Origin of the sequence: Desulfobaculum xiamenense, assembly GCF_011927665.1 — a bacterium.
Lineage (GTDB): Bacteria > Desulfobacterota > Desulfovibrionia > Desulfovibrionales > Desulfovibrionaceae > Desulfobaculum > Desulfobaculum xiamenense.
In genome coordinates, this window is sequence record NZ_JAATJA010000001.1 from 958,071 (window position 1) to 984,597 (window position 26,527).

General features: G+C 60.1%; 23 protein-coding genes and 1 tRNA gene. 11 read left to right on the top strand and 13 right to left on the bottom strand.

The genetic code is table 11. The features are described from left to right. Positions 1 to 95 precede the first annotated feature (95 nt). The 5 genes from GGQ74_RS04350 to GGQ74_RS04370 all read right to left on the bottom strand — a co-directional run bounded on the left by GGQ74_RS04350 (position 96) and on the right by GGQ74_RS04370 (position 5,351). Positions 96 to 1,937 carry an SNIPE associated domain-containing protein gene (locus tag GGQ74_RS04350; RefSeq protein ID WP_209280065.1) on the bottom strand — a complete coding sequence of 614 codons (1,842 nt, stop codon included), beginning with the start codon at positions 1,935 to 1,937 and terminating at the stop codon, positions 96 to 98. Positions 1,938 to 2,117: 180 nt separating this feature from the next. After that, positions 2,118 to 2,303 (bottom strand): hypothetical protein, encoded by a 186-nt coding sequence (locus GGQ74_RS04355; protein ID WP_167940297.1) that lies wholly within the window; start codon positions 2,301 to 2,303, stop codon positions 2,118 to 2,120. Continuing rightward, positions 2,303 to 2,947, bottom strand: coding sequence for a hypothetical protein (locus GGQ74_RS04360; protein ID WP_167940298.1), 645 nt, complete (start codon positions 2,945 to 2,947; stop codon positions 2,303 to 2,305). Before GGQ74_RS04360 ends, GGQ74_RS04355 begins: the two co-directional genes overlap by 1 nt. Before the next feature lie 12 nt (positions 2,948 to 2,959). Next, entirely contained in the window at positions 2,960 to 4,540 is a 1,581-nt protein-coding gene (locus tag GGQ74_RS04365; RefSeq protein WP_209280066.1) for a phage terminase large subunit family protein, read from the bottom strand. 595 nt (positions 4,541 to 5,135) lie between these two features. Next, positions 5,136 to 5,351: a hypothetical protein gene (locus tag GGQ74_RS04370; RefSeq protein WP_167940299.1), complete on the bottom strand. Its 216-nt coding sequence runs from the start codon at positions 5,349 to 5,351 to the stop codon at positions 5,136 to 5,138. 155 nt (positions 5,352 to 5,506) lie between these two features. On the opposite strand from GGQ74_RS04370, the gene GGQ74_RS04375 reads away from it, so the two are divergent. Both GGQ74_RS04375 and GGQ74_RS04380 read left to right on the top strand, forming a co-directional pair. Further along, positions 5,507 to 5,656, top strand: a complete 150-nt coding sequence (locus GGQ74_RS04375; RefSeq protein WP_209280067.1) for a hypothetical protein — start codon at positions 5,507 to 5,509, stop codon at positions 5,654 to 5,656. 22 nt (positions 5,657 to 5,678) lie between these two features. Next, positions 5,679 to 6,020, top strand: a complete 342-nt coding sequence (locus GGQ74_RS04380) for a helix-turn-helix domain-containing protein (RefSeq protein ID WP_167940300.1) — start codon at positions 5,679 to 5,681, stop codon at positions 6,018 to 6,020. A gap of 170 nt (positions 6,021 to 6,190) precedes the next feature. Here the strand turns inward: GGQ74_RS04380 and GGQ74_RS04385 are convergent, their stop codons facing one another. The 4 genes from GGQ74_RS04385 to GGQ74_RS04400 form a co-directional block, all read right to left on the bottom strand. Further along, positions 6,191 to 6,799, bottom strand: a complete 609-nt coding sequence (locus GGQ74_RS04385) for an RloB domain-containing protein (protein ID WP_167940301.1) — start codon at positions 6,797 to 6,799, stop codon at positions 6,191 to 6,193. Further along, positions 6,786 to 8,105 carry an AAA family ATPase gene (locus GGQ74_RS04390; RefSeq protein ID WP_167940302.1) on the bottom strand — a complete coding sequence of 440 codons (1,320 nt, stop codon included), beginning with the start codon at positions 8,103 to 8,105 and terminating at the stop codon, positions 6,786 to 6,788. The genes GGQ74_RS04385 and GGQ74_RS04390 overlap by 14 nt, the downstream gene beginning before the upstream one ends. A gap of 533 nt (positions 8,106 to 8,638) precedes the next feature. After that, positions 8,639 to 8,725 (bottom strand) — tRNA-Leu (locus GGQ74_RS04395). Positions 8,726 to 8,822: 97 nt separating this feature from the next. Further along, on the bottom strand, positions 8,823 to 9,206 hold the full coding sequence (locus tag GGQ74_RS04400; RefSeq protein WP_167940303.1) for a MarR family winged helix-turn-helix transcriptional regulator: 384 nt from the start codon (positions 9,204 to 9,206) through the stop codon (positions 8,823 to 8,825). Positions 9,207 to 9,383: 177 nt separating this feature from the next. Between GGQ74_RS04400 and GGQ74_RS04405 the strand changes: the two genes are divergently transcribed. Together GGQ74_RS04405 and GGQ74_RS16465 are read left to right on the top strand one after the other, a co-directional pair. Then, positions 9,384 to 10,073, top strand: coding sequence for a DUF554 domain-containing protein (locus GGQ74_RS04405; protein WP_167940304.1), 690 nt, complete (start codon positions 9,384 to 9,386; stop codon positions 10,071 to 10,073). A gap of 109 nt (positions 10,074 to 10,182) precedes the next feature. Continuing rightward, positions 10,183 to 11,727, top strand: coding sequence for a diguanylate cyclase (locus tag GGQ74_RS16465; protein WP_167940305.1), 1,545 nt, complete (start codon positions 10,183 to 10,185; stop codon positions 11,725 to 11,727). 92 nt (positions 11,728 to 11,819) lie between these two features. Here the strand turns inward: GGQ74_RS16465 and GGQ74_RS04415 are convergent, their stop codons facing one another. From GGQ74_RS04415 to GGQ74_RS04425, 3 genes are read right to left on the bottom strand one after another with little or no spacing between them, the layout of a single operon-like run. Then, positions 11,820 to 13,151, bottom strand: a complete 1,332-nt coding sequence (locus GGQ74_RS04415; RefSeq protein WP_167941006.1) for a TRAP transporter large permease — start codon at positions 13,149 to 13,151, stop codon at positions 11,820 to 11,822. Then, on the bottom strand, positions 13,148 to 13,630 hold the full coding sequence (locus GGQ74_RS04420; RefSeq protein WP_167940306.1) for a TRAP transporter small permease subunit: 483 nt from the start codon (positions 13,628 to 13,630) through the stop codon (positions 13,148 to 13,150). Before GGQ74_RS04420 ends, GGQ74_RS04415 begins: the two co-directional genes overlap by 4 nt. 8 nt (positions 13,631 to 13,638) lie before the next feature. Further along, a complete protein-coding gene (locus GGQ74_RS04425; RefSeq protein WP_167940307.1) occupies positions 13,639 to 14,610 on the bottom strand; it encodes a TRAP transporter substrate-binding protein in 972 nt (323 codons plus the stop codon). Positions 14,611 to 15,077: 467 nt separating this feature from the next. On the opposite strand from GGQ74_RS04425, the gene GGQ74_RS04430 reads away from it, so the two are divergent. From GGQ74_RS04430 to GGQ74_RS04445, 4 genes are all read left to right on the top strand, one after another. Next, a complete protein-coding gene (locus GGQ74_RS04430; protein ID WP_167940308.1) occupies positions 15,078 to 17,066 on the top strand; it encodes a hydantoinase/oxoprolinase family protein in 1,989 nt (662 codons plus the stop codon). 31 nt (positions 17,067 to 17,097) lie between these two features. Beyond that, positions 17,098 to 17,274 carry a zinc-ribbon domain-containing protein gene (locus GGQ74_RS04435; protein ID WP_167940309.1) on the top strand — a complete coding sequence of 59 codons (177 nt, stop codon included), beginning with the start codon at positions 17,098 to 17,100 and terminating at the stop codon, positions 17,272 to 17,274. 3 nt (positions 17,275 to 17,277) lie between these two features. Further along, positions 17,278 to 18,888, top strand: coding sequence for a hydantoinase B/oxoprolinase family protein (locus GGQ74_RS04440; protein WP_167940310.1), 1,611 nt, complete (start codon positions 17,278 to 17,280; stop codon positions 18,886 to 18,888). Between the two features lie 115 nt (positions 18,889 to 19,003). Then, entirely contained in the window at positions 19,004 to 19,507 is a 504-nt protein-coding gene (locus tag GGQ74_RS04445; RefSeq protein ID WP_167940311.1) for an ankyrin repeat domain-containing protein, read from the top strand. A gap of 96 nt (positions 19,508 to 19,603) precedes the next feature. Here the strand turns inward: GGQ74_RS04445 and icd are convergent, their stop codons facing one another. After that, a complete protein-coding gene (icd, locus tag GGQ74_RS04450; protein WP_209280069.1) occupies positions 19,604 to 20,794 on the bottom strand; it encodes an NADP-dependent isocitrate dehydrogenase in 1,191 nt (396 codons plus the stop codon). 150 nt (positions 20,795 to 20,944) lie between these two features. On the opposite strand from icd, the gene recQ reads away from it, so the two are divergent. From recQ to GGQ74_RS04465, 3 genes are all read left to right on the top strand, one after another. After that, positions 20,945 to 23,158 (top strand): DNA helicase RecQ, encoded by a 2,214-nt coding sequence (gene recQ, locus GGQ74_RS04455; RefSeq protein ID WP_167940313.1) that lies wholly within the window; start codon positions 20,945 to 20,947, stop codon positions 23,156 to 23,158. A 153-nt stretch (positions 23,159 to 23,311) separates the two neighbouring features. Then, positions 23,312 to 26,068, top strand: a complete 2,757-nt coding sequence (locus GGQ74_RS04460; RefSeq protein ID WP_167940314.1) for a PAS domain S-box protein — start codon at positions 23,312 to 23,314, stop codon at positions 26,066 to 26,068. 8 nt (positions 26,069 to 26,076) lie between these two features. Next, positions 26,077 to 26,457: a response regulator gene (locus GGQ74_RS04465; RefSeq protein ID WP_167940315.1), complete on the top strand. Its 381-nt coding sequence runs from the start codon at positions 26,077 to 26,079 to the stop codon at positions 26,455 to 26,457. Positions 26,458 to 26,527 lie beyond the last annotated feature (70 nt).

Here is a 26,527-nt window from a genome sequence, read left to right on the forward strand (position 1 = left end):
GACTAACCGAGTAACCCTAATAACCTATCAGGTCACATTGACGAGTATCTCTATTTGATCGCCCCATAATACGCAACAATGTTGATACAAATGGATTATGCTGCCGAGATAACCTCCTCTGGATTTAAGGAAGCCTTGCGCAACACCTCTGATTCTTTATACTGCGACGCCTCAGCATGCATAGTCCAATGGGCTTCTACGCCCATCCGCTCAACAGCCTTTCGTATCTGAGTTATCCCAACCTTGAAAAATTCCTTTCGATTATTAACAAGATTGATCTGTTCAGCTTTGAATACATGGTGCAAAGCATTTTCAAGTGCCGGAGCATCATCGCTGAACAGCATGGCGTGAACATCAAATGGGAATGGAACACTGGCATCACCAAGCTCGCGCACACGATCAAGAGGTTCAAGACGACGTGTCATTCCGATTTTGTATATATCTTCACCGAATGAACCAATATTCGAGATAACATAGACATGACCACACCGTGTCTGTTGAGCCATGGAAAGTGCCCGAGCATTCTTGGCTTCCGCCTCTGCCAACTTTTCCTGCAACTCTTGCAGCTGTTGCTCAAACACCTCACGCTGCTCTTCGTTCGCTTGTTCGAGTGCCTTTTGCGTCTTCATCATCTTGCCAATGATACTTTTTTCTTCTTTCTCTGCCTCCTTCTTTGCTTTTTCATATTCTTGTCGTGCTTTCTCTTCTTCACGCATTATTTCGTTGATACGACGTTGCTCTTCATTCGCTTCAAGCTTAAGTTCTTGCGTCGTCACTGCCCAACGCAATTCATCAAGGCGCGCTTTAAGATATTGAGGTTCAATGCGCGCATTTCGAAAGGCTTCCCCTGTGCGGTTGACCAAATTAAATGCGTCTAAAATTTCTTGCTTAAGCTTACCAAGATTATCATGCCGAACTTTTGAAAGTGCAGTATCCACCCTACCGTTAAAGGCATCAAGCACGAACCTAATTGCGGTTTCTCTCTTATATTTTTCTACATACTCACATGTAGCGGCAAGCCCCTGTTTAATCATTTCCCGTGTATGCTTGCGTGCTTTCTTCAGTTCTTCTCCGGCCTGCTTATACTCAAACTCATCAGCAAGGATATCGAGCACACTCCGGTTCGGCACAAGGTATTCGTCGCCATAACCATTAATCATATTGCGCATGGCCTGCACAGTCTTCGCATACATTTCGGCCTTGCCTTTCGCCTTGTATGCATCTCCTGCTATACGTTCAGCCTCGTCTTTGGCCTCGGCGACGATGCGACGCGCAGTTTCAGCTGCCTGCTCCAGACGTATCTGTTCTACCTCACGCAATCTCTTCGTTTCTGCTCTAGTTTCCGCAAGTAGTTCTTTTTTCTTGAGTGCAACGTCTTGATTGATTCGACGCGCATTTTTCCTAGCCTGATCCAACTGCCCTTGCCCTTTATCCCGTAGCCGTTTTGCCTCGTCGGCTGCATCTGATAAAATTCTATTTTTATCTACCTCTGCGTCTCTTCGCATGGTTTGAATCTGTTTTTTCGCATCATCAAGTTGTGATCGACAAATATTGCGCGATTGCTCCGCTTCTTCTTTCGCACCTAATAAAATCTTTTGCTTATCAGATTCAATCTCTTGCACCATTCTTAAAGACTTTTCCTTCGCTTCTCTCAAAACATCCTGTGCTTCTCGTTTAATGCGCAAAGATTCAGCTTCTGCGCTTAGTATCCCCTTATATTTACGTAGGATTTTTAACTCTTCGCAATCTACCAATGCCTGTTCAGATTTTACAATTAATTCATTTTTTACCAAATTCAATTCATCAAATATTACAGAAACTTTTTGCTCTGCCTCTTTCAAAGCTTTGTTCAATCTTTTCCTCTCACCAATAAAGAATACAAGCAATCCAATGGTGATCACTAAAACCGAACAAAGCATGCCAAACTGATCGCTCATTACGCCTTCTCCATGCCGCTTAGTAGCTTATCGAAACAAAAAACGACAAACAGATATCTAACGAGCGCGCTTAATGCAACCAATCAGAGCACCCCACAATTACAACTCACTATCGACACAAATGCACAAAAGCACCAAAGGCCATAAATTTCTCAAAGGTGATACCCACGCACTCCCAATTCACCGCCTTTGAAATGTTAAACGATACCAGCTCGCCAAATCCCCGCTCCACGCGCGGTAGCGGCCCTGTTCGTCGGGGTAGGCGGGGCAGTTGTATTCGCGGATCCAGCGCATGAGCTTCTTTTCGCCGATGCCGAAGAACTTCATGAGTTCGCGTTTTCCGCAGATCATTCTCGGCTGCTGCATCAGTACCCTCCAACTGCGTCTGCCGGGCCTGCGGACCTGCCGCGCCGGATTGCTGGTCTGGGGTGGGTGAGGTCGAGGGCGGCGACGGCGCAGAAGAGTGCGGCCGCCGGGGGGTGGTCGTCGAAATCCACTCCGGAGAGGTCCGGCGGAAACGTCGCGAGGTCATTCGGGATGAGGCTTTCGCCGAAATGGAGCGTCTTCTGGGTGGCCACGCGCTTTCGGACCATGGCGTTGTAGAGCACGAGCGCGTTGCCGTCGTAATAGTGCGGCGGCGCGACAACCCGCACCCGCGCGCCCCGGTCGCGCTCCAGCTGCGCGTTCAACTCGCGAAGCGCTGTGCGCTCGAAGATCGACTGTGGAGCATGCCAGACGGGCACAAGCCACTGCCGCGACAATTCGAGCGCACAGCGAAGCAGCGGCTCCGGATGCATGAAGGATTCGCCCTGCCACTGCGCACTCTCCGCCAGACGATGCAGGTGCCGCACGCCAAAGTCCGCGTCCTCGTGCAGGTCCTCGCCCACCACCACGAGAAACCCCGGCCTGCCGCGTCCGGGCCACGCCAGACCGCCCGCCACCCGCCGATAGCGCCGACCGTCCGCCCCTTCGAAGAACACGCCGGTCATGGCCGATTCCCTGCGCGTCATGTGCCGCATCGCTCACCCCATGTCGCAGTCGCCATAATAGCTTCCCTCGCAACGCCGCATGGCCACGGTCATGTAGTTCATGGCGTGGCGGAAATGGTCCTCGGGCGAGAGCTTGACGTAGACGTAGCGCCTGCTCCCGTCCTCGCGCTCCTCCAGCTTCTTCGCGAGATTGTTGCAGTGCGCGGCAAAGGTCTCCACCACCCCGCACACCCGCGGCAGCGCCACGGTCCCCTCCAGCAACACATGCTGCGAGTCGTCGAGGCTTTCGGTCCGATTGACCGTCACCACCTGCTTGCCCTCATTCCACGCGTACCCGCCGCGTTGCTGCTCCGAGTAGAAGCAGCAGAACACCTTGCCCGGATGCCGCTGGGCAAAGGCGCGGGCCGGACGCATCTCCGGCTGCGCGTCCACCACGCAGCACGCCACGTTGAAGCTGACCATGAGCCGATCCAACTCCTCCCAGTCGCCGCAGGTCCCGAGGTAAACCACGCTCGCCGGGAAACGCCGCGCTACGACGACGTGCAGCGTGCGCCCCTGATCCACGCCCATCACGCACGGTCCGCGGTCCGACGGCTCCACCCCGTGCGTCCCGCACAACGCAAGAATCTGCTCGCGCGACAGACGATTCTCGGCCTCGATGTACGGCTGCCCGAGGACGTAGTTGTAAAAGTCCCCTGGCTTCTTCGTGGTGCGATAGCCATGCAGGATGTCCGCCGGATCCACGAAGGACGAGAAGAGCTGCGAATAATGGTAGCCGCGAAGCTCCGTGACGCTCGGATACTTCGCCACCCATCGCCCCCGCGTGACGTCCAGCGCCGCGTCCCGGCATGCGGGGCAGAGACGGATGACGCCGTCGCCCGTCTCCCACAGAATTTCCTCGAGCGGATGGTCCTCCATGCACGCCTCGCCGCCGCATTTCGGGCACGTGACCAGCCAGTGGCGCTGGTCCGAGAGCTGAAAAAGCCGGTCGATGCCGTAGTCCGGGATGGTCGGGTTCGAGAGATAGCGCTCCCACTTGAAATCCGAATGGCCAAGGCGGCCCTTGGCGGCCTCCTCGACGCCCGCGGGCATGAGATCGTACTCGTCGTAGAGCACCATGTCGCAGGGGTCGGAGCGCAGGCCCTCGGGCGATTTGGTGCCACGGAAGATGAGGTTCGTCCCGCACATGCGCTTGAGGCCCACGCTGTCGGTGTCACGCATGCGGACGCCGATCTCGTCGGGATTCTCCTCCACCAGCGGGTTCACGCGCGAACGCACGAAGTCGCCCACGCCGGACTTGGACGGAAACAGGTACAGGATGCCGACGAAGGGCATGAACCGCGCGCAGTAGAACGTGGTCAGCATGGCCTTCACGCTGTTGCCCATCTGGGCGCACTTCATCTCCACCTGCCGGGGATGCGCATCCGAGTACGGCTCCCGCAGGTACTCGTGCCGCTCGAAAGTGAACCGGCCCCGGTCCAGCCGAATCCCGCCGCGTTCGGCCCACAGGCCCACGCTCTCCGGCCGAGTGCCGAAATCATGATGCCCCGTCGCCTCCTGCAGACGGCTGGTGAACTCCCCGAGCAGACTGCTGCCGCCATATCCGCCGCGCATCGCCACTCCCCTCGCCGCCCCCGCCTACGGGCGGCACTCTCGTTTGCAGGCCCTTCCGCCGCATTGCGTCCGGGATGGCCAGAAAAATCCGGGGAAAAATTCCGAGCGGCCCTCACCCTCGCCGAACAATCACCCCCGGGGGGATGGCGCGGCGGGTACCGGCGCGCTCGGGTGGGGTGGGTCGCCGTCCTGCGCCCAGTCGCCGTCCGGTCGCCTCTGCGCCCGCGCGCACGCACACACGCCTGCCCACGTCCCGCCGCTGCCTCGCCGCCGCCTCTTCGCCCGGACACCTGCCCTGCCTCTTCGCCCACTCACCTGCCCACTCGCCTACCCACGTCCATCGCCCTTTCCGCCGTCCGCACGCCTCGCGCCACGGCGAATTCCGCCTGAAAATCAGCGCCCGGCCGTGCTATCCGGGACTGCTCATTGTCTCATAATGGTCATTCAGTTAACTTTGAGATTGCTCAATACGCCTTGCGATTCGGCATGTTGTACGCATCAACCGCCGCGCTCCTCGGCGCGCCCTGTTATTTCGGGAGAATTTCGCCACCGCGTAACACGGTTTCGCCAAACCCCGAGCCGCCAGACCATACGATCACATGCCGCAGCCAGCCCTGAACTCCAGGGCGCTTCTCGCCGCGTTGACCTCCACCAGCCGCTCGGTGATGCGCCGCTGCACCTCCGGTGCCGCCTTCCCGATCTCCTCCAGCACCACAGTCTGGAATTCCTGCACCTGCCGCAGATCGTAGATGCGGGCCTTCATGCTGAAGTCCAATTCCAGCTGCTTGCGAAGCTCGCCCTGCAGCTTCACGCACGCCGAAAGCAGAATTGCTCTCTTGACTTTGTACCATTCTTTAGTACGCAAACAAGGAAACAACGACGGCGTAGCGCATAACATGGACGGTGGTCATTCCGAAACGGACAAAGAGGAATATCAGACAGTAGCCCAAACGCGTTCAAAGCGCCTTGGCCCTTCTGGTGACGGAAATCGAGATAGCGGGACCGACCAGAGGAAACTGGCCGAATTATGGCAAGCTGGTCCGGCTCACCCACCACGGCCACCTCAAGAAGGGAAACCCCACCTACGTGGCGGTGTGGCAGGAAGTGGACGGATAAATCAAACTGGTGGAGGTGACATATGTCGGCACTCACGAAAAAGCTCTCTACTGAACAGACCGCATTTTACGTCGTCTGCCCGGCGGGGGTGGATACCACGCACGCCAAGGCAACCCTTGAGCGCATGGGCTGCCACGTCTCCGACACGCTCACCCCGAACGAGGTCTTCCCGAATCGCCACCCCGGCACCCTCCTCTCCGGCGCTCGCTACCGCGAGGGCCTGACACAGGCCCAGCTCGCCGAGAAGACAGGAATCAACCGCCGCCATATCTCGGAGATGGAAAACGGCAAGCGCCCCATCGGCAAGGCCAACGCCAAGAAGCTGAGTGATGCGCTGGGGGTGGATTACCGGGTGTTGCTGTAACGCACAAAGGCTAACTGCGCTAATCCACACAGCCCTCAACTCAACCGCTTGTTACTGAGGCAATCCGAACGACAGGCCTGCGAATTCTTTTCTCGCCCAAAACAACATGATGCCCGACAGGATAAAACCTGCCGGGCATCATGTTGTTTTGGAAATCAATGACCCCAAAATCATTTTATTAACGTCGCGCGGTAATCCATCAAATCATCCACAAGGATATCGACGTCTGTATAACATTCATATTCATACACAGGTTTACTACCATTTACATCATTATTATATCGACGAAGATGCCGCGCATTTTCTTTAGCATCTTTCATTCGAGACTTAACGCATTGATACAATCCATCCATTTCCTTTGCATATCCTGCAATATGCTCCCGCAGTAGCAGGGAGCATATATCATGGCATGCGTCATATACTCGCACATTTTTACAAAAATGCAAAAGAATCCACAACTCAAAACACACAGAAGACAATACTATCTTTATATTTTCTCTCTTTGCCAACTCAAAAGCTTTATCAAACTGATCAAAATTATCTTTATCAATGACGACCCAAACATCATCCTGTTTATCTTCTCGCACTTTCATCGCATATTTAACGACGCTGACAGGATCACCCCTTCTCGTTTTCCTAACTTTCACCTCAACCATACGTCCTGGAAAGCACAAATCTCTCACCAAGTCTTCTAAATACTTCGGCTCTGTCTTCTCAGCGCCGCACACCAAAAAAATTCTTTTTTTAGTTTTACGCTTTCCAATCTTACGCCTCGCCACAACCTACCTCTTCTTTATGTTTGATAAACTTTTCAAACTTTTCTTTCTGCAAAATGGGCACGGCACCAAAACGGCCATTCAGATACCATTTATCAAAACGAGTCTCATTCCTAATCGCACTAGACTCAAATTCAACCAATGAATACATAGCGGTCGCCCCCTTCCTGTCCTTATTACAAAACCACACCTGATCGCGCCTAAAGTTTTCCGGCGTCAGCAGCGCGACATCGTGTGTCGTAAAAACAAGCTGTGCGTTTTTTTGATTATGCGCATTTTTATTAAACAGCTCAACAATATACTCTGAAATCAACGTATGAATACTATTATCCAATTCATCAACAACAAGAACCAAGCCATCGCTCAAAGCTTTCAAGACAGGACTTGCAAGTTCAAAAATTTTGTATGTCCCAGCAGATTCGAAGAAACGCAAATCAAATCTTTTTTCACCAACCACCTCATCTCCGCGGTAAACATCGTGATGCCCGTACGGCACATACATCTCGTTCTCGATTACCATCTCACGCACTTCATCGGGCAGTTTTTCTAAAAACTTAAATTTCTCAACATCTTGAGTCTCTAGGCTGACGTTTTTCACACCTACATCTGCAGCAGACAGTAGCCCGGCAACTAGCGTCTCATACCGTTTGTCAACATCATCCCTCAGCAAACCTATTGTACTTTTCATTGCGCTGCGGAACCGAATATTGGCATTCGCAAAGATAACAATCTTGTTCTTAATGTAATCAAACACCTCTAACAGCTGTTCATTTCCAGCATCAGCGCCTCGAGATAAAAATAAATTGTAACTTCGTGTTGACTTTTGTACTATTTTTTTATCTCCCCTTAAATTACCAAACGTAATTGTTCCATCTTCAGACCGCTCAAAGAGCTTTGCTTTCCGAGAAGGATAAAAATACAAAGCCTCACAAACCACACGCTCTTTGCAATATGAGAAAGAATATTCATAGCGCATTTCGTTCGAAACGAACTCTAAACGAAAGGACGTCGGCTTCCCAGCCCACTCTTCATCCAAAGAAAACGGGAGGTAGGACCCAACCACGTCCTCTGCCTGATCGCGCAACGAAAAACACACAAGAGACTGAAACAAGGATAAGGCACGGATTAACGTAGTTTTTCCCGATGCATTTGGCCCATAAATAGCTGAAACTTTTAAAAGTTTATCTTGTGTCATCGCAGGAGTCTCAAACGTATGCTCCTCAAACTTTTTCAAATTTGCAGCAACCATACTCAATGTTTGACGCTCTTTGATGGAGCAAAAATTTTCAACCGAGAATTCAACTATCATATCCACCCCCACAAATCTCTAAAGATGACTTTATGCATTTTTTTTGCACAAATTTTGAATTCAAGCAATACGTGTTCGCTAAAATCCCATCGAAAAACTGTCAACCCATATTTTTTATTTTCTCCGCCTGCGGCCATATTTGCCAATTCCAACTCAGAGCAATTATTTATCATTTAAACGCTACCGCGAGGGCCTGACACAGACCCAGCTCGCCGAGAAGACAGGAATCAACCGCCGTACCGGGGAGGCTCTAGGAAGGACCCGTACCCAACGAAACCGCGAAACCGGCCCATAGGACCATCTGGCGTGCTTCTCTGAGAGAGGGGGAAGGGGGGAACGGCGGCAAACGCGCCAAGAGCCGCGCAGGGGCGCGGCAAGAAAACGGACTGCAAATAGTGAAGGATCCCTCTTCAGCGCGCCGCCTTGATGCGACCGCGCAAATGGGGGACAATAGGGGGACAAATCCTGATTTTGGGCAAAACAAAAGGGTCTACGGCAACCTGTTTTGTTGCTGTAAACCCTTGTAATATCAGTGGTAGCCGGGAAGGGAGTCGAACCCTTAAGCCCTCGCGGGCACCGGATTTTGAGTCCGGCGCGTATACCAATTTCGCCACCCGGCCATGTTGGTGGTCATGTCCGTTTCGAACATGATGCAGGAAGAAAAGAACAGAAAACCGTCGAAAACTCAAGTGTCCCGACGGACTGGGAGCACGGGTCTTACATCAACGATGTCAGACGGTCAAGCGCGAACTCACCGTCCGAATCGCCGTCGTCGATGATCGCCGAAAGGCGCAGGGCGAGAGCTTTGCCGCGCGGGGTGAGGCGCAGGTTCTTGCGTCTGCGTTCGCGCGGGTCCTCCTCGGCCACGATGAGGTCGTAGCCGGGGCGTCCACGGTTGGTGGCGTGCCGAGGGCCAAGCGTCGTCACCGTGCGCGACGCCGTGGACTGCGCCATGCCGAGGAATTCCGCCAACGCCGCCATGGAGCATCCGCCGGACGCCGCCACATACAAAAAGGCCGCAATCTGCTGCGAGGGCATGGTATCCACGCCCGTCTCGTGGCGAATGGCCTCGACAATGGCCAGCGCCTTCTGCAAATTCACCAGATTTCCGCTCTTCATCTCCACACGCCCATACGAAATTGGGGGCCACCGCGCCGTGCGCCACGGCTTGTGCTCCCCGCACCTTCCCTATGGGGCAAGGCGCATTTCGTCAAGAACCTTCTCCCACGCCGCAGAATGCGCTTGTTCGCCGAAACCATTTGCACTATTGCTTTTTGCATGATCATGCCAACCGGGACCATCGTCAACGTCGCGGCCGTTCTGGCCGGAGGCACCGCCGGACTTCTCCTGCGTTCGAGAATGCCCGACGGCATCCGCACCATCGTCTTTCAAGGCCTCGGCCTGTGCACGCTGGCCATCGGCATCGGCATGTCCATGAAAATGCAAAATCCGCTGGTGGTCATCTTCAGCGTGGTCCTCGGCGGCATCATCGGCGAGCTTGCACATCTGGAAACCCAGCTGGAACGCGCCGCAGCCTTCCTCAAGGCCCGCGTGCGCTCCGGTAACGAAATGTTCATCGACGGCCTGATCACAGCCTTCCTGCTCTTCTGCGTCGGCTCCATGACCATCCTCGGAGCATTCGACGAGGGCCTGCGCGCGGACCCCACCCTGCTGTTCACAAAATCCATGCTCGACGGCTTCGCGGCCATCGCCCTGACCGCCACCTACGGCATCGGCGTTCTGTTCTCGGTCATCCCGCTGTTCATCTTCCAGTACAGTCTCACACTGTTCGCCGGCGTCCTCAGCACGTGGCTCACCGAGGCCGTCATTGCCCAGCTCACCGCCACCGGCGGCATACTCATTCTGGGCATCGGCCTCACCCTGCTCGATATCAAGCGCATCCGCCTCTCCAACCTACTCCCCGCACTGGTCATCGTCGTCGCCCTCTCCCTTCTGTTCCCGGGCTGACAGCCTCCCGCGCGGTTTACAATGCAGCCCGAGACACATACAGTGTGAAATGGTTGCATGGTCTGCCGTACGCATTCCGGCTTCACCCCCTCGAACGGAACGGTGCACAGTGACGAACGACAACCCCACATCGAACGAGCTGCAAACGCTGAATGTGCAGGGGGCAACATCGCGAAACATCATACTAACGGGCCTCGTCTGCCTGAGCGTACTCGGGTTGACACTCGCCCTGCTCTACCAGATATCCGCTTCGAACCGCCATGGCTTTATTGATCGCGCCAACAACGACGTCACGCTCATATCGAGACTCATCGCGAACCAGACGAGCAAGACGCTCTTCGGCCTGCGCCAACTCCTGCAAGGCCTGAACGACGCGACGGAAACGCTGCTTCCCAAAGACAAGAGCTATCCGAGCAGCATCCAGCAGCTCCTCTTCCGTCTCAAGGAAGCGAACCCATACATCCTCGATCTGCTCATCCTCGACCGCACCGGCAAGATCATCTTCTGGACAGGGGAAGGCACCCCGCCAGCAGTCCGCGACCGGGACTACGCCGCGGCGCACCTCTCCAAGGGGCATCAGGGCTTCTTCGTCGGCTCGCCGCACCTGTCCAGAACACGCGACGCGACGTGGTTCTTCGGCTCCAGCATTGCCATCCGCGACAATGACGGACTCATCAACAGCATCATCGTGGCCACGGTTTCCATCGCCTATTTCGAGGCCGCGTTCGCGAATCTCACCCGCCCCAACGAGTTGACCCTAGGCCTCGTCGACGACAGCGGCACCATCGTGTTCCGCCTTCCCACCATTCCGAAGGATGCCAATGCCCGCATTGAGCAGATGCGCATCCTTGCCCGTCAGGGCTTGCCCGAGACCCCGTTTACCATCGCGTCCTCGCTTGATGATCGCACACGCATCGTCGCGGCCACGCGCATCGCGGACACGCCGCTCATCGCCTACGCCTCGTTCACCGAGGAAAGCATCCTCGCCCCGTGGCGCACGGAACTCCGCATGCATATCGTCATCGCCACGGTGGCGACGCTGTTCATCCTGTTCGTAACGGCCTGGCTGATCCGAGGGCAGATGCTCATGGAACGCACACGCCACGAGCTAGCGCGGCTCGCCGCCGTCGACCCGCTGACCGGGCTTCGCAATCGCCGTATGTTCATGGAACTGGCCCGCCGCGAATTCGACAAGGCCAAGCGCTACGATACGCCGCTTGCCTGCGTCATGATCGACGTGGACAGATTCAAGGACATCAACGATACCCACGGCCACGAGGCAGGAGACCGCGCGCTCAAGGCCATCGCAACGGAGCTGGCGCGCCATGCCCGCCGAACGGACATTCTCGCACGGCTGGGTGGCGAGGAATTCATTCTCCTGCTTCCGGAAACGGGGCTCCACGGCGCGTTCGTCTCTGCGGAGCAACACCGCCAGCGCATCGAGGAGCTTTCAATTCCACTCGCGCCGGAGCCACTGGAGATCACCATAAGCCTCGGCGTCACGGAACTCGACGAAGCGGACTCCTCGCTCGACGCGCTCATGAGCCGCGCGGACCACGCCCTCTACGCAGCGAAGGCCAAGGGCCGCAACAGAACGGAGTGCCTGCCGCCCTGCACCGACGCACAGCCCAATGCCGACGTTCCTGCGGATTAGCCCGCATCCCACGCGCTTCACACTAAACACAAACGCAAAAGGCGGCCCGGTTCGCGAGAACCGGGCCGCCTTCATTTGCCTTATCCCATGGTCTACATCATGCGTTCAGGCAGAAAGAAGACGATGTCCGGAAACGCCGTCACCAGCACCACCATGAACACCATGATACAGAAGAAGGGAAATGTCGCCTTGAGAATGGTCTGCACATCCTCGCGGGCGATGTGCTGAATGACGAAGATGGAAAAGCCCACCGGCGGCGTAATCTGCGACAGTTCCACCATGAACACCACAAAGATGCCGAACCACAGCGTCTCGAACCCTGCGCTCTGCACGATGGGTAGCACGATGGGCAGAGTCATGACCACAATGGATATACCATCGAGAATCATGCCGAGGAAGAGATACATGAGGCCGAGCACGAAGATGAGCGTGTACGGCGACAGGTCCAGCGAGGCGATGAACGAGCTGAGAGCCCGCGCAATGCCCACGAACCCCACCACCTGCGAGAGGAAGGCCGCTCCGGCGATGATGAAGCAGATCATGGCGCTGGTTTTCACTGCGGAAAGTAGCGCCGCGCGCAGATTGCGAAGCGTGAGGTTGCGGAAGTACAGAGCGAGCCCCAACGCGCCGACGACGCCAATGGCCGCAGCCTCGGTGGGCGTGGTCAATCCGGCGTAGATGCCACCCAGCACCAGCAGGATGAGCAGAAAGACCGGGCCGAGATCGCGCAGCGCCGCAATCCTATCGGCCCACGTGTATTCCTCGCGCCGATCAGGAACGCACCCCGGCTCCAGCCGCGCCCGCAGAGCGATGTAGAGGGAATACATGCAAGCCAGCATGATGCCGGGGGCGATGCCCGCGATGAACAGCTGCCCGATGGAGGCATCCGCCAGCACGCCATAGATGATCATGATGAGGCTCGGCGGAATGAGGAATCCGAGGGTTCCCGCCCCGGCGAGCGAGCCAATGGCGAGGCTCTTGTGATAGCCGCGCCGCGTGAGTTCATCGAGGGTGATCTTGCCAACGGTGGCGGTGGTCGCCGCGCTGGAACCGGACACGGCGGCAAACAGCGAACAAGCCACCACGTTGATGTGATACAGCCGCCCGGGCACGTTGGCGAGCCACGGTACAAGGCCATTGAGCAGACGCGTGGATATGGCGGTGCGATAGAGTATCTCGCCCATAAGGATGAACAGCGGCAAGGCGGTCAGCGCCCACGAATTGAGCGTATTCCAGACGGAATTGGCCATCAGGTCGCCGATTTTGTCCCATATGGATATGGTCGGCGGCAGGTTCACCTTGTACAGCAGCATGCCGGCAACGCCGGAGGCCATGAGGGAAAAGCCTATCCACTTGCTGGACAGGAGCAGAAGCATCATGACCGCCACGAGAACGACGGCCAGCAGAAGCGGATCGGAGATTATTTTCGCACCCTCCCGGCAATGAACGCCGCAAACTGGAACAGGAACAGCACAAGGCCGACGGGAATGACGACCTGCGGAATCCACAGGGGAGTCTCGGAAATGGTGTCGGCGGTCATCTCAAGGGCGCGCGTCTCATAGACCATGAGCACCGCGTAGACGAGGATGAAGGCGGTCATGACCATGGACGACAGACCGACCAGCACGTCCACCCGTCTGCGCCACCTGCGCGGCAGCCGCGAATGCACGAGGGTGATGCGGATGTGCGCCTCCTCGCGAAGGGTGTAGGCCAACCCCAGTACCACCACTGCCACGAGGAAATAGCCGCTGTACTCGCTGGCCACGAAGGTGGACGCCCCGGCGACGGTGCGCAGCGTAATCTCCACGACGATGAGCAGGACGATGAGTCCCATGAACAAGGCAGAAAGGAAGGCCCCCCCGAGGGAGAGACCTTCCGCCATTCTCACGAATCGTTCGGACATGACGATGCCTATTTGCCGTAGGCGGCCAGCGCGGACAGGGACCCCTTCTTCGCGCCCTTCTTGAACTCGTCGAGCATCTGCGCGGCAATGCGGTGCAGATCGTCGGAGAGTGCGGGATTCAAGTCGGTGATCACGATGCCCTGCTTGGCGAGGATGGCGAGGGAGTCCTCGACGGCCTTGCGCGAGGCGGCCCACTGCTCGGTCTCGGTCTCAGCAGCGGCGCGAAGAAGAGCTTCCTGCTGCGCTGCGTCGAGAGCGTTCCAGTAGTCCAAGTTGATGGTAAGCATGTTCAGAGGATAGGCGTAATTGACCTTGGTGAATTGGCCGAGCACTTCCCAGAACTTGCCGTCCACGCCGGACACGGCGGAGGTCAGCACGGAATCGATGAGGCCGGTGGACAGCGCGGAATAGACCTCGCCCCACGGAAGCGACTGGGGACTACCGCCCGCGCGCTTGAGGAATTCTGCGCCGTTCTTGTCGTAGGTGCGGATCTTGAGGCCATGGATGTCGCCCAGCGCCTCGAAGGGGGCCTTGGTGAACAGGCCACTGCACGGCCACGGCGCGGCGTAGAGAAGCTTCTGGTTCCACTTGGCGCAGGCCTTGTCGTAGAAAGGACGGCATGCGTCGTAGTAGGCCTTGGCCTCGTCGTAGGAATTCACGATGAGCGGAATGGTGGACAGGCCGAAGATTTCGTCGCTTCCGGCCACCACGCCCATCAGGATGTCGGACATGGGCACGGTGCCGTCCTTGACGGCCTTGAGCAGTTCAGGCCCTTTGAAGCCGAGGCTGCCGCCGGGGTGCACTTCGATGACCACGGCACCCGAGGTATACTCGGCGGCCTTCTGCGCGAAGTTGACCGCACCCTTGGTATGGAAGTTACCGGGTCCGTAGATGGCGTTGCAGTTCATCCGGACGGTCTCGGCCGAGGCGGGAACGGCAAGCAGGAAGAAACAGAGGACAAGCAGTATCCGTGCGAACATGAAGGCCTCCTTGCGAATGAACCTGTTGAGGCAGGATCAGGGGGTCACCGCACGGGGAGTGGCGGGACCCCCTGATTGCCGATCGAGGGAGTGTTGCGATGCTCCAGCCGGACATCGTCCGGCCGTTTCCCCATGAGCAAGGAGCATGCCACGCGGCGAACAAAGCGCACGCCGTCGCACCAGCCCTGCATCCATGGGAATCGCCACGCCGAAAGCATACCCGCGATCCACCCAATAGCCTGACAAATTTGATAAAAGCACCTTGCTCTTTGACATTATTGTCCTTTCGAGTCAATAGTCATTCGGCTTTCCGATTTTGACAAAGGGCGACGAACCGTTGCCACCCCAACGTCCGCGCGACAACGCCACGTCCCGTTCGCCGTGGAATGCATCTTGCTCCCCACGCCTGGAACGAGGGGCCTGTCGGCCCATCAGCATTGACAATGTTGGAAAAACCGGAGGATTCAATGCTCATCATCGGTGTAGACACCGGCGGAACCTTCACGGACTTCATCTACCGCGACGGCGACCGGTGGGGGGTGCACAAGCGCCTGTCCACTCCGGGCAACCCGTCCGAAGCCGTCATCGCGGGCATCCGCCATATCTGCGGCGGCGACATCGCCCCCGCATCCATGCAGATCGTGCACGGCTCCACCGTGGCCACGAATGCCATTCTCGAACGCAAGGGCGTGCGCACGGCGCTCATCGGAAATACTGGTTTTACGGATGTCATCGAGATCGGCCGCCAGAACCGGGCCGAACTGTATAACCTCGCCTACCGCCGCCAGCCCCCCATCGTCCCCGCGGACCTGCGCTTCGGCGTGGGCGGACGCATCGGCTCGGACGGCTCCGTCATAGAGGACTTCAACGAGACTGCCGCCCGCGCGGCGGTGGACGCCATCCGCCAGTCCGGCGCGCAGTCCGTGGCCGTATGCCTGCTGTTCTCCTTCCTCGACCCCAGCCACGAGCTGCGCATGCGCGAACTGCTGGAAGGGCTCGACGTCCCGGTCTCGCTCTCCCACGAAATTCTCTCGGAATTCCGCGAGTTCGAGCGCACCTCCACCACGGTGGTCAACGCCTACGTCTCGCCCAAAATGCGCGCCTACCTGACGGACCTCAAGAACGCCACAGCGGGCAACACGCTGCGCGTCATGCAGTCCAACGGCGGCTCCATTTCCGTTGAAACGGCCATGAGCGAATCCGTGCGCACCATCCTCTCCGGTCCGGCCGGGGGCGCGGTGGGTGCCATGGAAATCGGCCGCAACGCGAGCTTCGACAAGCTCATCACCTTCGACATGGGCGGCACGTCGTCCGATGTCGCCCTGCTCGACTCCACCCTGCCACTGACCATGGAATCGACCATCTCCGGCTATCCGGTGAAGGTACCCATGATCGACATCCACACCGTGGGCGCGGGCGGCGGCTCCATCGCCGCGCTGGACGAGGGCGGTTCACTCACCGTCGGCCCCGAGAGCGCGGGCGCAGACCCCGGCCCCATCTGCTACGGCAAGGGCGAGCGCATCACCGTCACGGACGCCAACCTCTTCCTCGGCCGGCTGGTGGCGGATCACTTCCTCGGCGGCGACATGCGCCTCGACACGAAACGCGTGGCGACGAAGATGCAGGAAATGGCCGATGCGGCGGGCCTTACCCCCACACAGCTCGCCGAGGGCATCCTCGACGTGGCCAACACGAACATGGAGCGCGCCATCCGCGTCATCTCCGTGGAACGCGGCTTCGACCCGCGCGAATTCACGCTGTTTTCCTTCGGCGGCGCGGGCGGCATGCACTGCGCCTTCCTCGCCCGCCTGCTGAACATGCCGCGCGTGTTCATCCCGGTGAATCCCGGCATCCTGTCGGCGGTGGGCATGCTCATGGCCGACGTCATCAAGGACTACAGCCTCACCGTCATGCGCACCCAGCACAACTCCACTGCGGCAGAGATCGCCAAACTCTTCGCCCCACTGGAGGAACAGGGCCGCGCCGACCTCGCGAGCGAGGGCTTCACCGGCGCGGACGTCGCCTGCGAGCGTTTTCTGGACATGCGATATCAGGGACAATCCTTCGAAATCATTGTACCCTTCTCCGAAGACTTCGTGGAAGGCTTCGAACGCATGCACGAGCGGAGCTACGGCTATCGCAACCCCGGCCGCACGGTGGAGATCGTGAACATCCGCCTGCGCGCACGGGGCATACCGCAGAAGCCGGAGCTTTCCGCCAGCGGCGACATGGTGCGGGACATCACGCCAGAAGCGATTCTCGGCGAACAGGACGTGGTGTTCAGCGGTACGTCGCGCAGAACGCGCATCGTCTCGCGCGAGGCGTTAAGGCCCGGCAACGTGTTGCCCGGCCCGGCCATCCTCGTGGAGTACAGTTCCACGACGACCATTCCACCCTTCGCCACCGCGCGGGTGGACGCCCACGGCAACATCATCATGGACATCGACAACGGCTAGGGACCGCCACGCGGCCCCGGGAGGAAGCGACATGCTCAAGCGTTGCGACAACTGCAACCGGCTGGTTCCGCCGGACGCCCGCACCTGTCCCACCTGCGGCGCGCCCCGCCCCGACATCCACGGCGTCTTCCGCAAGGAGGTCTTCGCCGCGGTTCTCGGCACGGCGGTCCTGCTCCTTCTGGCCTTCTGCTCCAAAAACTACGGATAGCCAATGACACAGACGACTGTGAATCCCATTCTGCTCGAAGTCTTCAAAAACCGCTTTTCCTCCATCGCCGAGGAGATGGGCGTAACGCTCACGCGCACCGCCTTCTCCCCCAACATCAAGGAACGGCGCGACCTGTCCTGCGCAGTGTTCGACGCGCGCGGCGACATGGTGGCGCAGGCGGCACACATTCCGGTACACCTCGGGTCCATGCCCATGTCCGTGAAGGCGGCCATCGAGCACTGCACTCTCGCCCCCGGCGACATGGTCATGCTCAACGATCCCTTCAAGGGCGGCACCCACCTGCCGGACATCACCATCGTCGCGCCCGTGTTCGCGGACGGCGAGGACGCCCCGGCGTTCTACGTGGCCAACCGCGCGCACCACGCGGACGTGGGGGGCATGGTTTCCGGTTCCATGCCCCTGTCCACGTCCATTCATCAGGAAGGCATCATCATCCCGCCGGTGCGCATCGTGCGCGGCGGCACGGTGGACCCGGAGCTGATGCGCCTCATCCTGAACAACGTGCGCACCCCCGCCGAGCGCGAGGGCGACTTTGCCGCGCAGATCATGGCCAACATCACCGGCACGCGGCGACTTGGCGAGCTCATGGCCAAATACGGCCCCGCGCAGGTGGCGACCTACGCCGAAGCCCTCAACGACTACTCGGAGCGCGTCATGCGCGCGTCCATCGCCGCCCTGCCCGACGGCACCTACGCCTTCGAGGACGTGCTGGACGGCGACGGCGTGCGCGAGACGAACGTACGTATCGCCGTACGCGTCACCATCAACGAAGACACCGCCACCCTCGACTTCACGGACAGCGCCGACCAGGTACAGGGCAGCGTCAACGCCGTGCGGTCCATCACGATCTCGGGCGTGCTCTACGTCTTCCGCTGTCTCGTCGGGAAGGACATTCCGACCAACGCCGGATGCATGCGCCCCATCACCGTCATCACGCGCCCCGGCTCCATCCTCGACGCTCTGCCCCCGGCCGCTGTGGCTGGCGGCAACGTGGAAACCTCGCAGCGGGTGGTGGACGTGGTTCTCGGCGCACTGGCGCAGGCGGGCGGCGACGGCGCTCCGGCCATTCCCGCCGCCAGTCAGGGCACCATGAACAACACCGCCATCGGCGGCATCGACATGCGCACGGGAACACCCTTCGCCTACTACGAAACCCTCGCTGGCGGCACAGGGGCTGGCATCCATTCCGACGGCGAAAACGCCGTGCACTCGCACATGACCAACACCCTCAACACCCCGGTGGAAGCCCTCGAATACGCCTACCCGTTCCGGGTCCACGAGTATTCAGTCCGCAGGGGCACCGGCGGCGAGGGCGCGCACCACGGCGGCGACGGACTGATCCGCGAGATAGAACTCCTCTCGCCCTGCGAAATCACCGTCCTCTCCGAGCGCCGGGCCACCGCACCCTATGGGCTGGCGGGCGGCCATCCCGGCACGCAGGGCTGCAACATGCTCCTGCGTCGAAACGACGAAGCGAAGGTCATGCCCGGAAAATTCCACGCCGCGCTCGAAGTGGGGGACAGGGTACGCATCGAAACGCCGGGCGGAGGAGGATATGGCACTCCCGACGCGAAAACGTCCCGCAATGGCTGAAGGTTGCGAAACGGCCACCGAAGCGTCACCGAATTCAGGTTGTTCAGGGTCATGGTTCCGGATATAACACAAGAAGTGGCTTTCCCTCTTCCAACCCTTTCGCAAGGGAGGGACCATGCACGATGACAACGCACGCTTCGGCATGCTCATGACCGCAATTCTCGACGCGAACCCCGCCGGGGTCTCCCGAGCCATAGCTTCCGGCGCAAAGGTCAACGCCCTCAATGACGACGGCGAAAGCCCGCTGTGCGTCGCCGCCTACGAGGGGCACGCCGAAATCGTCGGCCTGCTTCTCGCAAACGGAGCCGACCCAGACGCCAGAAACGCCTTCAACGAGCCACCGCTCGTCACGGCGAGTATGGAGGGCCACGCGGAGGTGGTACGCATGCTCCTTGAGCATGGCGCAAGCATCGACGCAACCGACGAGGACGGATACACGGCGCTTTATCTGGCCGTCTTCTACGGTCACACGGCCGTGGAAAAGCTGCTGCGCGAGCATGTGCACAGGCTCAAGGATGCCAGCCCGAACCACCCGGACGCCACACCACGGCACAAGGGCTTCGGCGCGCGCCTTCTCGCCCTCATTCCCCATCGGGGACACCTCGCCACCGTAGGGTGAGCATCCCAAAACGACGCCATAACAAAAAGGCGCGGCCAATCGGCCGCGCCTTTTCTTCTGCACTATCGCGAGCGGAAGGTCCGCCCACACGGAAAACTAGAGATTCTCGCCGAGCAGCTCACCGAAGGCCTTGCAGCCCACGGTCTGCGCGTCCGCAATCTGGGAGGCGAGGTCCACGGTAACCCGTCGCGAGGAGATGACCCGATCCATGGCCGCGTGAATGAGGGCCGCAGCCTCGGGCATGCCCGCATGTTCAAGCATCATCGCGCCGGAGAGGATGAGGCTGCCGGGGTTGGCCTTGTCCTTGCCCGCAATGGTGGGCGCGGTGCCGTGGGTCGGCTCGAAGAAGGCGAGGGTGTCGCCCATGTTCACGCCGGGAGCGAGTCCCAGCCCGCCGACCTGCGCTGCCAGCGCGTCGGAAAGATAATCGCCGTTGAGATTCGTGGTGGCCAGCACGCTGTATTGCTCGGGATACATGAGGGCGTTCTGGAACATGGCGTCGGCGATGCGGTCCTTGATGATCACGGGCTTGCCGCCTGTCGCGGCCTCGTCTTCGGTCATCACGTTGTCCGCGAACTCGTCGGCGGCGACCTCGTAGCCCCACGCCCGGAAAGCACCCTCGGTGTACTTCATGATGTTGCCCTTGTGGACAAGGGTCACGCTGGGACGTCCGGCATCGACGGCAAAGCGAATCGCCTTGCGCACCAGCCGCTTGGAGCAACGCTCGGTGATGGGCTTCACGCCCACGCCAGCCGCAGGGTCCACATCCGCGCCAAGCTCATCACGCAGGAAGGCGATGAGCCGCTTTGCCTCGGGAGAACCGGAGGCGAACTCGATGCCAGCGTACACGTCCTCGGTGTTCTCGCGGAACACGACCATGTCCACGGCCTCGGGACGCTTGACCGGAGACTCAACGCCCTCGAAGTGCCGCACGGGGCGGATGCAGGCGTAGAGGTCCAGCGTCTGGCGCAGCGTGACGTTGAGGCTACGGAAGCCCTTGCCCACGGGCGTGGTCAGGGGACCCTTCATGGCCAATTCCGCCCCGCGCAGGGCGTCCATGGTGGCCTGCGGCAGGTACTGCCCGGTCTCGGCAAAAGCCTTCTCGCCAGCCAGCAGTTGCACCCATTCAAGACGGCGCTCGCCACCGTATGCCTTGGCCACGGCGGCATCGATCACGGGGCGGCCTGCGGCCCAGACCTCGGGACCAATACCGTCGCCTTCGATGAAATAGACGGTCTTCTGCATGCGTATCTCCCTATGCGAATTTTCGGGTTGAACGGCAGACATAAGAGAATCCTCGGAACTTGTCCATTGATCCCGACCAGTCATCCCCGCGCCGCAATGCATCCTCGGGGCGATGAATGCCCGATTTCCCGGCTTTGTCTTTGCGGCCGCTTTCGGGTATCACCCCGTGGCGGCCGCGCCGCAGGAGGAACAATGCACGCCACACCCATCGACATCCTGCGCGGAACCTTCGGTTTTCGCGAATTTCAGGGCCTTCAGCAGCCCATCATCGACCACGTCTGCTCCGGGGGCGACGCGCTAGTGCTCATGCCGACAGGCGGCGGCAAGTCCCTGTGTTACCAGATTCCGGCCATGGTCCGCGCCGGGGTGGGCATCGTGGTTTCCCCACTCATCGCCCTCATGCAGGATCAGGTGCAGGGACTCACGCAGATGGGCGTTCGCGCGGCCTACATCAATTCCAGCCTGCCCGCGCAGGAGGCCGCAGCAGCGGAACGCCGCATGGTTGCTGGCGATTTTGACCTCGTGTACGTCGCGCCGGAGCGCCTGCTCCAGCCGCACTTCATGCAGATGCTCCAGGCGGTGGACGTGGCGCTGTTCGCCATCGACGAAGCGCACTGCGTGTCGCAATGGGGACACGACTTCCGCCCCGAGTACACGCAGCTCTCCGTCCTTGGCGAACGCTGGCCGAGCGTGCCGCGCATCGCGCTGACCGCCACGGCCGACGGCCCCACCCAGACGGACATCATCCGCCAGCTCGGCTTCGGCAACGCCCGCGTCTTTTCAGCTGGCTTCGACCGCCCGAACATCTCCTACACCGTGGTCCCCAAGGATCACCCGCGCAGGCAGCTCTTGTCCTTCATCCGCGAGCGCCATCAGGGCGACGCGGGCATCGTCTACCGCATGTCGCGAAAGAAGGTGGAGGAAACCGCCACATGGCTCGAAGCGCAGGGCATCCCCTCGCTCCCCTACCACGCGGGCCTGTCACAAAACGAGCGCCGCGACAACCAGGAGCGCTTCATGCGCGAGGAAGGGCTGGTGATGGTGGCCACCGTGGCCTTCGGCATGGGCGTGGATAAGCCCAACGTCCGTTTCGTGGCACACCTCGACCCGCCCAAGAGTCTTGAGGCGTACCATCAGGAGACCGGCCGCGCGGGCCGCGACGGTCTGCCCGCCGACGCGTGGATGGCCTATGGCCTCGCCGACGTGGTCCTGCTGCGCCGGATGCTCGACTCCGGCGGAGCCAGCGACGAACGCAAGCGCGTGGAAGCCCGCAAACTCGAAGCCATGCTCGGCTTCTGCGAAACGGCCACCTGCCGCCGCACGGCGCTACTTGGCTATTTCGGCGAAAAGCACCCCGGCGGCTGCGACAATTGCGACAACTGCCTCCAACCCGTGGAAACGTGGGACGGCACCATCGCCGCCCAGAAGGCGCTGTCGTGCATCTTTCGCACGGGGCAGCGCTTCGGCGCGGGACATCTGGCCGATGTGCTCATGGGGCACGCCACTGCCCGCGTGAAGAACATGGGGCACGACGAACTCAAAACCTTCGGCTGCGGCACTGAACTCGACAGGCAGGGCTGGCAGTCCGTGTACCGCCAACTCGCCGCTGCGGGACTGCTGCGGGTGGACATGGAAGGCTACGGCAGCCTGCTGCTCAACGAGGCCAGTTGGACCGTTCTGCGCGGGGAACGCGAAGTGGTTCTGCGCCGCGACCCCATCGCCGCCAAGGGCCGCGCTCGCGTGCGCTCCAAGGCCGCACGCATGGACGAGCACGACACCCTCGCCACGGCCGAAGCCCGCGATCTCTTCGAATGCCTGCGCCAACTGCGCTACGACATCTCGAAGGAACAGGGCGTGCCGCCCTATGCCGTTCTGCCGGACCGTTCACTTCTCGAAATGGTACGCTTCCGCCCGACGGACACCGAAGGCATGGCCGGTCTTCACGGCGTGGGACAGGCCAAACTGCGGGCCTACGCCACGCCGTTCCTCGACGCCCTGCGCGCATGGGAGGCCGAACACGGCCGCCCCGATGACCTGCCGGACGCGCCCGAGGCCCCGGTCCGCCCGGCGGCACAGGCGAAAGAGGACCTGACGCCCACCATCCGCGAAACGCTCCGACTCTTCACCGAGAACGGAAGTGTGGACGCCGTTACCGAGGCACGCGGCCTTTCCGCCGCAACGGTATGGAAGCACCTCATCGCCTGCGTGGAACACGGCGACATCGACGCCGCGCAGGCGGCCGGAGTGGACGAAGCTGGACTCACCCGCATGGCACAGTCCATCCGTGAGGCCATGACACGAGGCATTCCCGGACTGACGCCGGTTCACGAGGCATTCGGAGGCGAATTCTCCTACGACCAATTGCGCTGCGTGCGGGCAATGCTCCTGCGCGAGCAGGACGCCTAGACGCCCCGGCCCCACCGCCACCGCGCACGGGGGCACGGTTCACCTGCCGAAAATATTCTGCTAACCTGTATGAACGTGGTCGGCCCGACGCGTAGCGCAGCGCCACGCGTCACGGCCACGTCCAACGCGCCCTATGGCCAGCGGGAAGGCAGGATGTTCGCACTCCATTCGCTCAAGCTGAAGATAGCGCTCTCCTTCGGAGCATGCCTCGTCGCGACGGCCGTCATTTTGAGCGCCTACACGGGCATCCAGTTCTGGCGCGACGCATCGTCCATCGGCATAGAGCAAGCCCGCTCCGCCGCCGAGCACGCGGCGGCGGCCGTTCGCACCAGACTCGGCGAGGTGGTCACCACCTCCATCAACCTCGGCGTGGTGCTCGAATCCTCCCAACTCGGCGGACTTGCGCGCAACAGGGACAACGCCAACACGGTCCTTCGAAACATCCTCGAAGAACACACGGACTTCCTCGGCGTGTGGTGCATTTGGGAGCCGGACGCCTTCGACGGGCGCGATGCCCAGTTCCGCGACACTTTGGGCCACGATGCGACAGGCCGCTTCCTGCCCTACTGGAACCGCTGGGGCGGCATCCATGTGGAGCCCTGCACCGATTACGACACCCCGGGCGGCAACTACTACTCGCTGACGAAGCTCTACCGAAAACCCATCATCCTCGATCCGCAAACCTACCTCGTGCGGGGCACACAGATATCCATGGTGAGCATCTGCGTCCCGATCATCGTCTACGGAAAGTTCATGGGTGCCGCCGGAGCCGATCTGAGCATCGGCTTCATCCAGAACATGATAGACGACGCCTCGCTCCTGAACGCGCGAGGAGCCATCTCCATCATCACCGATAACGGCATCCTCGCCGGCGTCACCAGACGGCCGGACCTCTTCGGCCAACCCGCCAACATCCTGCTCCCGGATTTCTACACCTCGACGTTCGACCGCATCCGGCTTGGTGAATCATGGGTCGTCCCCAACGGCCAGGACGGGAACTTCGAGGTCTACCTCCCCATCGAATTCGGAAAAATCCGCGCACCGTGGTACGTATGCGTCCTCCTGCCGAGGGACGTCATCCATCACGAAGCGCGAATGAGGGGCTGGACGCTCGGCGGCATCTCGCTGCTGCTGCTGTCGGCGGGTCTGGCGGTGATGTGGCTTGTGGCATCGCGCATCGTGCGTCCCATCACCCTCGCCAAGGACATGGCCCTCGCCATTGCCGAAGGTGACTACAGCCGACGCATCGACGTGCACCAGAAGGACGAGATCGGCATCCTCGCCCAATCATTCAACTTCATGACCACCCGCCTTCAGGAAGCGCTTCAGGTGCTGGAACTGCGCATCGCCCAGTTGAGCCGGGCGGAGAAATCGCTTCGCGAATCGGAGCAGTCGCTCCTGACCATCTTCAACAGCGTGCATGATGCCATCATCATCCACACGCCGGACGGCATCGTGGTGGACGTGAACACCCGCATGCTCGAAACCTTCCGCCTCTCGCGCGAAGAGGCGCTGGCGGCGTCCTTCACGCAGGATCTCTCCGCTCCGGACGCGCCGGTGGAAACCCTCGCCGAACACTGGGAACGTGTTCTCGACGGGCAGGACGTCATGCTCGAATGGACAAACCGCCGCCCATCCGACGGCTCAACCTTCATCGGCGAAATTCACCTGCGCCCCATCCGCATCGAGGACCGCGACCTCATCCTCGCCAGCGTGCGCGACGTGACCGACCGCAAGCGAGCGGAGGAGGAACTGCGGCAGACGCGCGGCTACCTCGACAACATCGTCAATTCCATGCCTTCGCTCATCGTCGGCGTGGACACGACAGGCAGCGTGACCCATTGGAACTCGCACGCCGAGCGGCTGACCGGAGTGTCGAAGAGCGAGGCGCTTGGCCGCCCGCTAGCCGAGTGCTGGCCCGCCTTCGCCCCGTTCATGACGTCCGTCACCGGTGCCATGCTCGCGCGGGAACCGGTGCTGGAGGAAAAGGTCCAACTGCCCGGATTCGGCGGCGAGGATATCCACGCCGACGTGCTCATCTATCCGCTGATCGTGAACGACGTCATGGGAGCGGTCATCCGCGTGGACGACGTCTCAAGCCGCGTCCGCCTTGAGGAAATGATGATCCAGACTGAAAAGATGATGAGTGTCGGCGGGCTGGCCGCAGGAATGGCGCACGAGATCAACAACCCGCTGGGGGCCATTCTGCAGGGCGTGCAGAACATCCAGCGCAGACTTTCGGCGGACCTGCCCGCCAACGTGGCCGCGGCGCACGAATGCGGCTGCGAAATTGACGCCATGCGCCAATTCATGGAAAAAAGAAAGATACTGCGCTTCCTCGACGGCATCCGCGAGTCCGGCGAACGCGCGGCCCGCATCGTGCGGAACATGCTGAACTTCAGCCGCATGAGCGAATCGCGCGCCACCGGCGAGGACCTTGGTCAACTGATCGACCGCACCGTCGAACTCGCGGAGAATGACTACGACCTCAAGAAGCGCTATGATTTTCGTGATACGCTCATCGTGCGCGAATACGATCCCGAGCTTCCGCCAGTGCCGTGCATCGCTTCGGAAATCGAGCAGGTGCTCTTCAACCTCATCAAGAACGCAGCGCAGGCCATGAGCGAAATCCGTGGGCAACGCGAGGACCAGCCCCGCATCACGCTACGTACGATGAGAGAACACGGCATGGCCCGCATAGAGGTGGAGGACAACGGTCCCGGCATCGAGGAGAAGACGAGGAAACGCGTCTTCGAACCGTTCTTCACCACGAAAACCGTCGGCGTGGGCACGGGACTTGGGCTTTCGGTGTCATATTTCATCATCACGAACAACCATGGCGGCCGATTCGACGTCACCTCCGAACCCGGCAGGGGCACGACGTTCATCATCTGGCTGCCGCTCGAATAGGGAATGTCATGGCCGATTCCCACATCATACTCATTCTGGACGACGAGCAGATGGTCCGCGAAAACCTCGAAGCCTTCTTCGAAGACGAGGGTTTCGAGGTGCGCACCGCATCCGACGGCGAAAAGGGACTGGCCATCATCGCCACAGGGGAAATCGCGCTGGGCATCATCGACATGCGCCTGCCCGGCATGGCAGGCAGCGAATTCATCCTCCACGCCCACGCCAAGAGCCCGCACACCCATTTCCTCATCCACACCGGCTCAACGAATTTCAAGCTCCCATCGGAACTCAAGGACATCGGCATGACGAGCAACGACGTCTTCATCAAGCCGCTGGCGGACATGGGCGTACTGCTCGCCGCCGTGGAGTCGAAGCTCGGCTCAGCCTAAAGGCTCCGCCGTCACACAAAACGAAGTCGGCCCGCCTCCTGCGGAGGAGGCGGGCCGACATGCTTTCAAT

Excerpts from the sequence above, each read along its gene's own strand:
- GGQ74_RS04430 (WP_167940308.1), top strand. The coding sequence starts at position 15,078 with ATGCTCATCATCGGTGTAGACACCGGCGGAACCTTCACGGACTTCATC.
- GGQ74_RS04380 (WP_167940300.1), top strand. The coding sequence starts at position 5,679 with ATGTCGGCACTCACGAAAAAGCTCTCTACTGAACAGACCGCATTTTAC.
- GGQ74_RS04425 (WP_167940307.1), bottom strand. The coding sequence starts at position 14,610 with ATGTTCGCACGGATACTGCTTGTCCTCTGTTTCTTCCTGCTTGCCGTT.
- GGQ74_RS04420 (WP_167940306.1), bottom strand. The coding sequence starts at position 13,630 with ATGTCCGAACGATTCGTGAGAATGGCGGAAGGTCTCTCCCTCGGGGGG.
- GGQ74_RS04390 (WP_167940302.1), bottom strand. The coding sequence starts at position 8,105 with ATGATAGTTGAATTCTCGGTTGAAAATTTTTGCTCCATCAAAGAGCGT.
- GGQ74_RS04435 (WP_167940309.1), top strand. The coding sequence starts at position 17,098 with ATGCTCAAGCGTTGCGACAACTGCAACCGGCTGGTTCCGCCGGACGCC.
- GGQ74_RS04460 (WP_167940314.1), top strand. The coding sequence starts at position 23,312 with ATGTTCGCACTCCATTCGCTCAAGCTGAAGATAGCGCTCTCCTTCGGA.
- GGQ74_RS04365 (WP_209280066.1), bottom strand. The coding sequence starts at position 4,540 with ATGCGCGGCGGATATGGCGGCAGCAGTCTGCTCGGGGAGTTCACCAGC.
- GGQ74_RS04440 (WP_167940310.1), top strand. The coding sequence starts at position 17,278 with ATGACACAGACGACTGTGAATCCCATTCTGCTCGAAGTCTTCAAAAAC.
- GGQ74_RS04350 (WP_209280065.1), bottom strand. The coding sequence starts at position 1,937 with ATGAGCGATCAGTTTGGCATGCTTTGTTCGGTTTTAGTGATCACCATT.
- GGQ74_RS04465 (WP_167940315.1), top strand. The coding sequence starts at position 26,077 with ATGGCCGATTCCCACATCATACTCATTCTGGACGACGAGCAGATGGTC.
- GGQ74_RS04445 (WP_167940311.1), top strand. The coding sequence starts at position 19,004 with ATGCACGATGACAACGCACGCTTCGGCATGCTCATGACCGCAATTCTC.
- GGQ74_RS04405 (WP_167940304.1), top strand. The coding sequence starts at position 9,384 with ATGATCATGCCAACCGGGACCATCGTCAACGTCGCGGCCGTTCTGGCC.
- recQ (WP_167940313.1), top strand. The coding sequence starts at position 20,945 with ATGCACGCCACACCCATCGACATCCTGCGCGGAACCTTCGGTTTTCGC.
- icd (WP_209280069.1), bottom strand. The coding sequence starts at position 20,794 with ATGTCTGCCGTTCAACCCGAAAATTCGCATAGGGAGATACGCATGCAG.
- GGQ74_RS04355 (WP_167940297.1), bottom strand. The coding sequence starts at position 2,303 with ATGCAGCAGCCGAGAATGATCTGCGGAAAACGCGAACTCATGAAGTTC.
- GGQ74_RS04360 (WP_167940298.1), bottom strand. The coding sequence starts at position 2,947 with ATGACGCGCAGGGAATCGGCCATGACCGGCGTGTTCTTCGAAGGGGCG.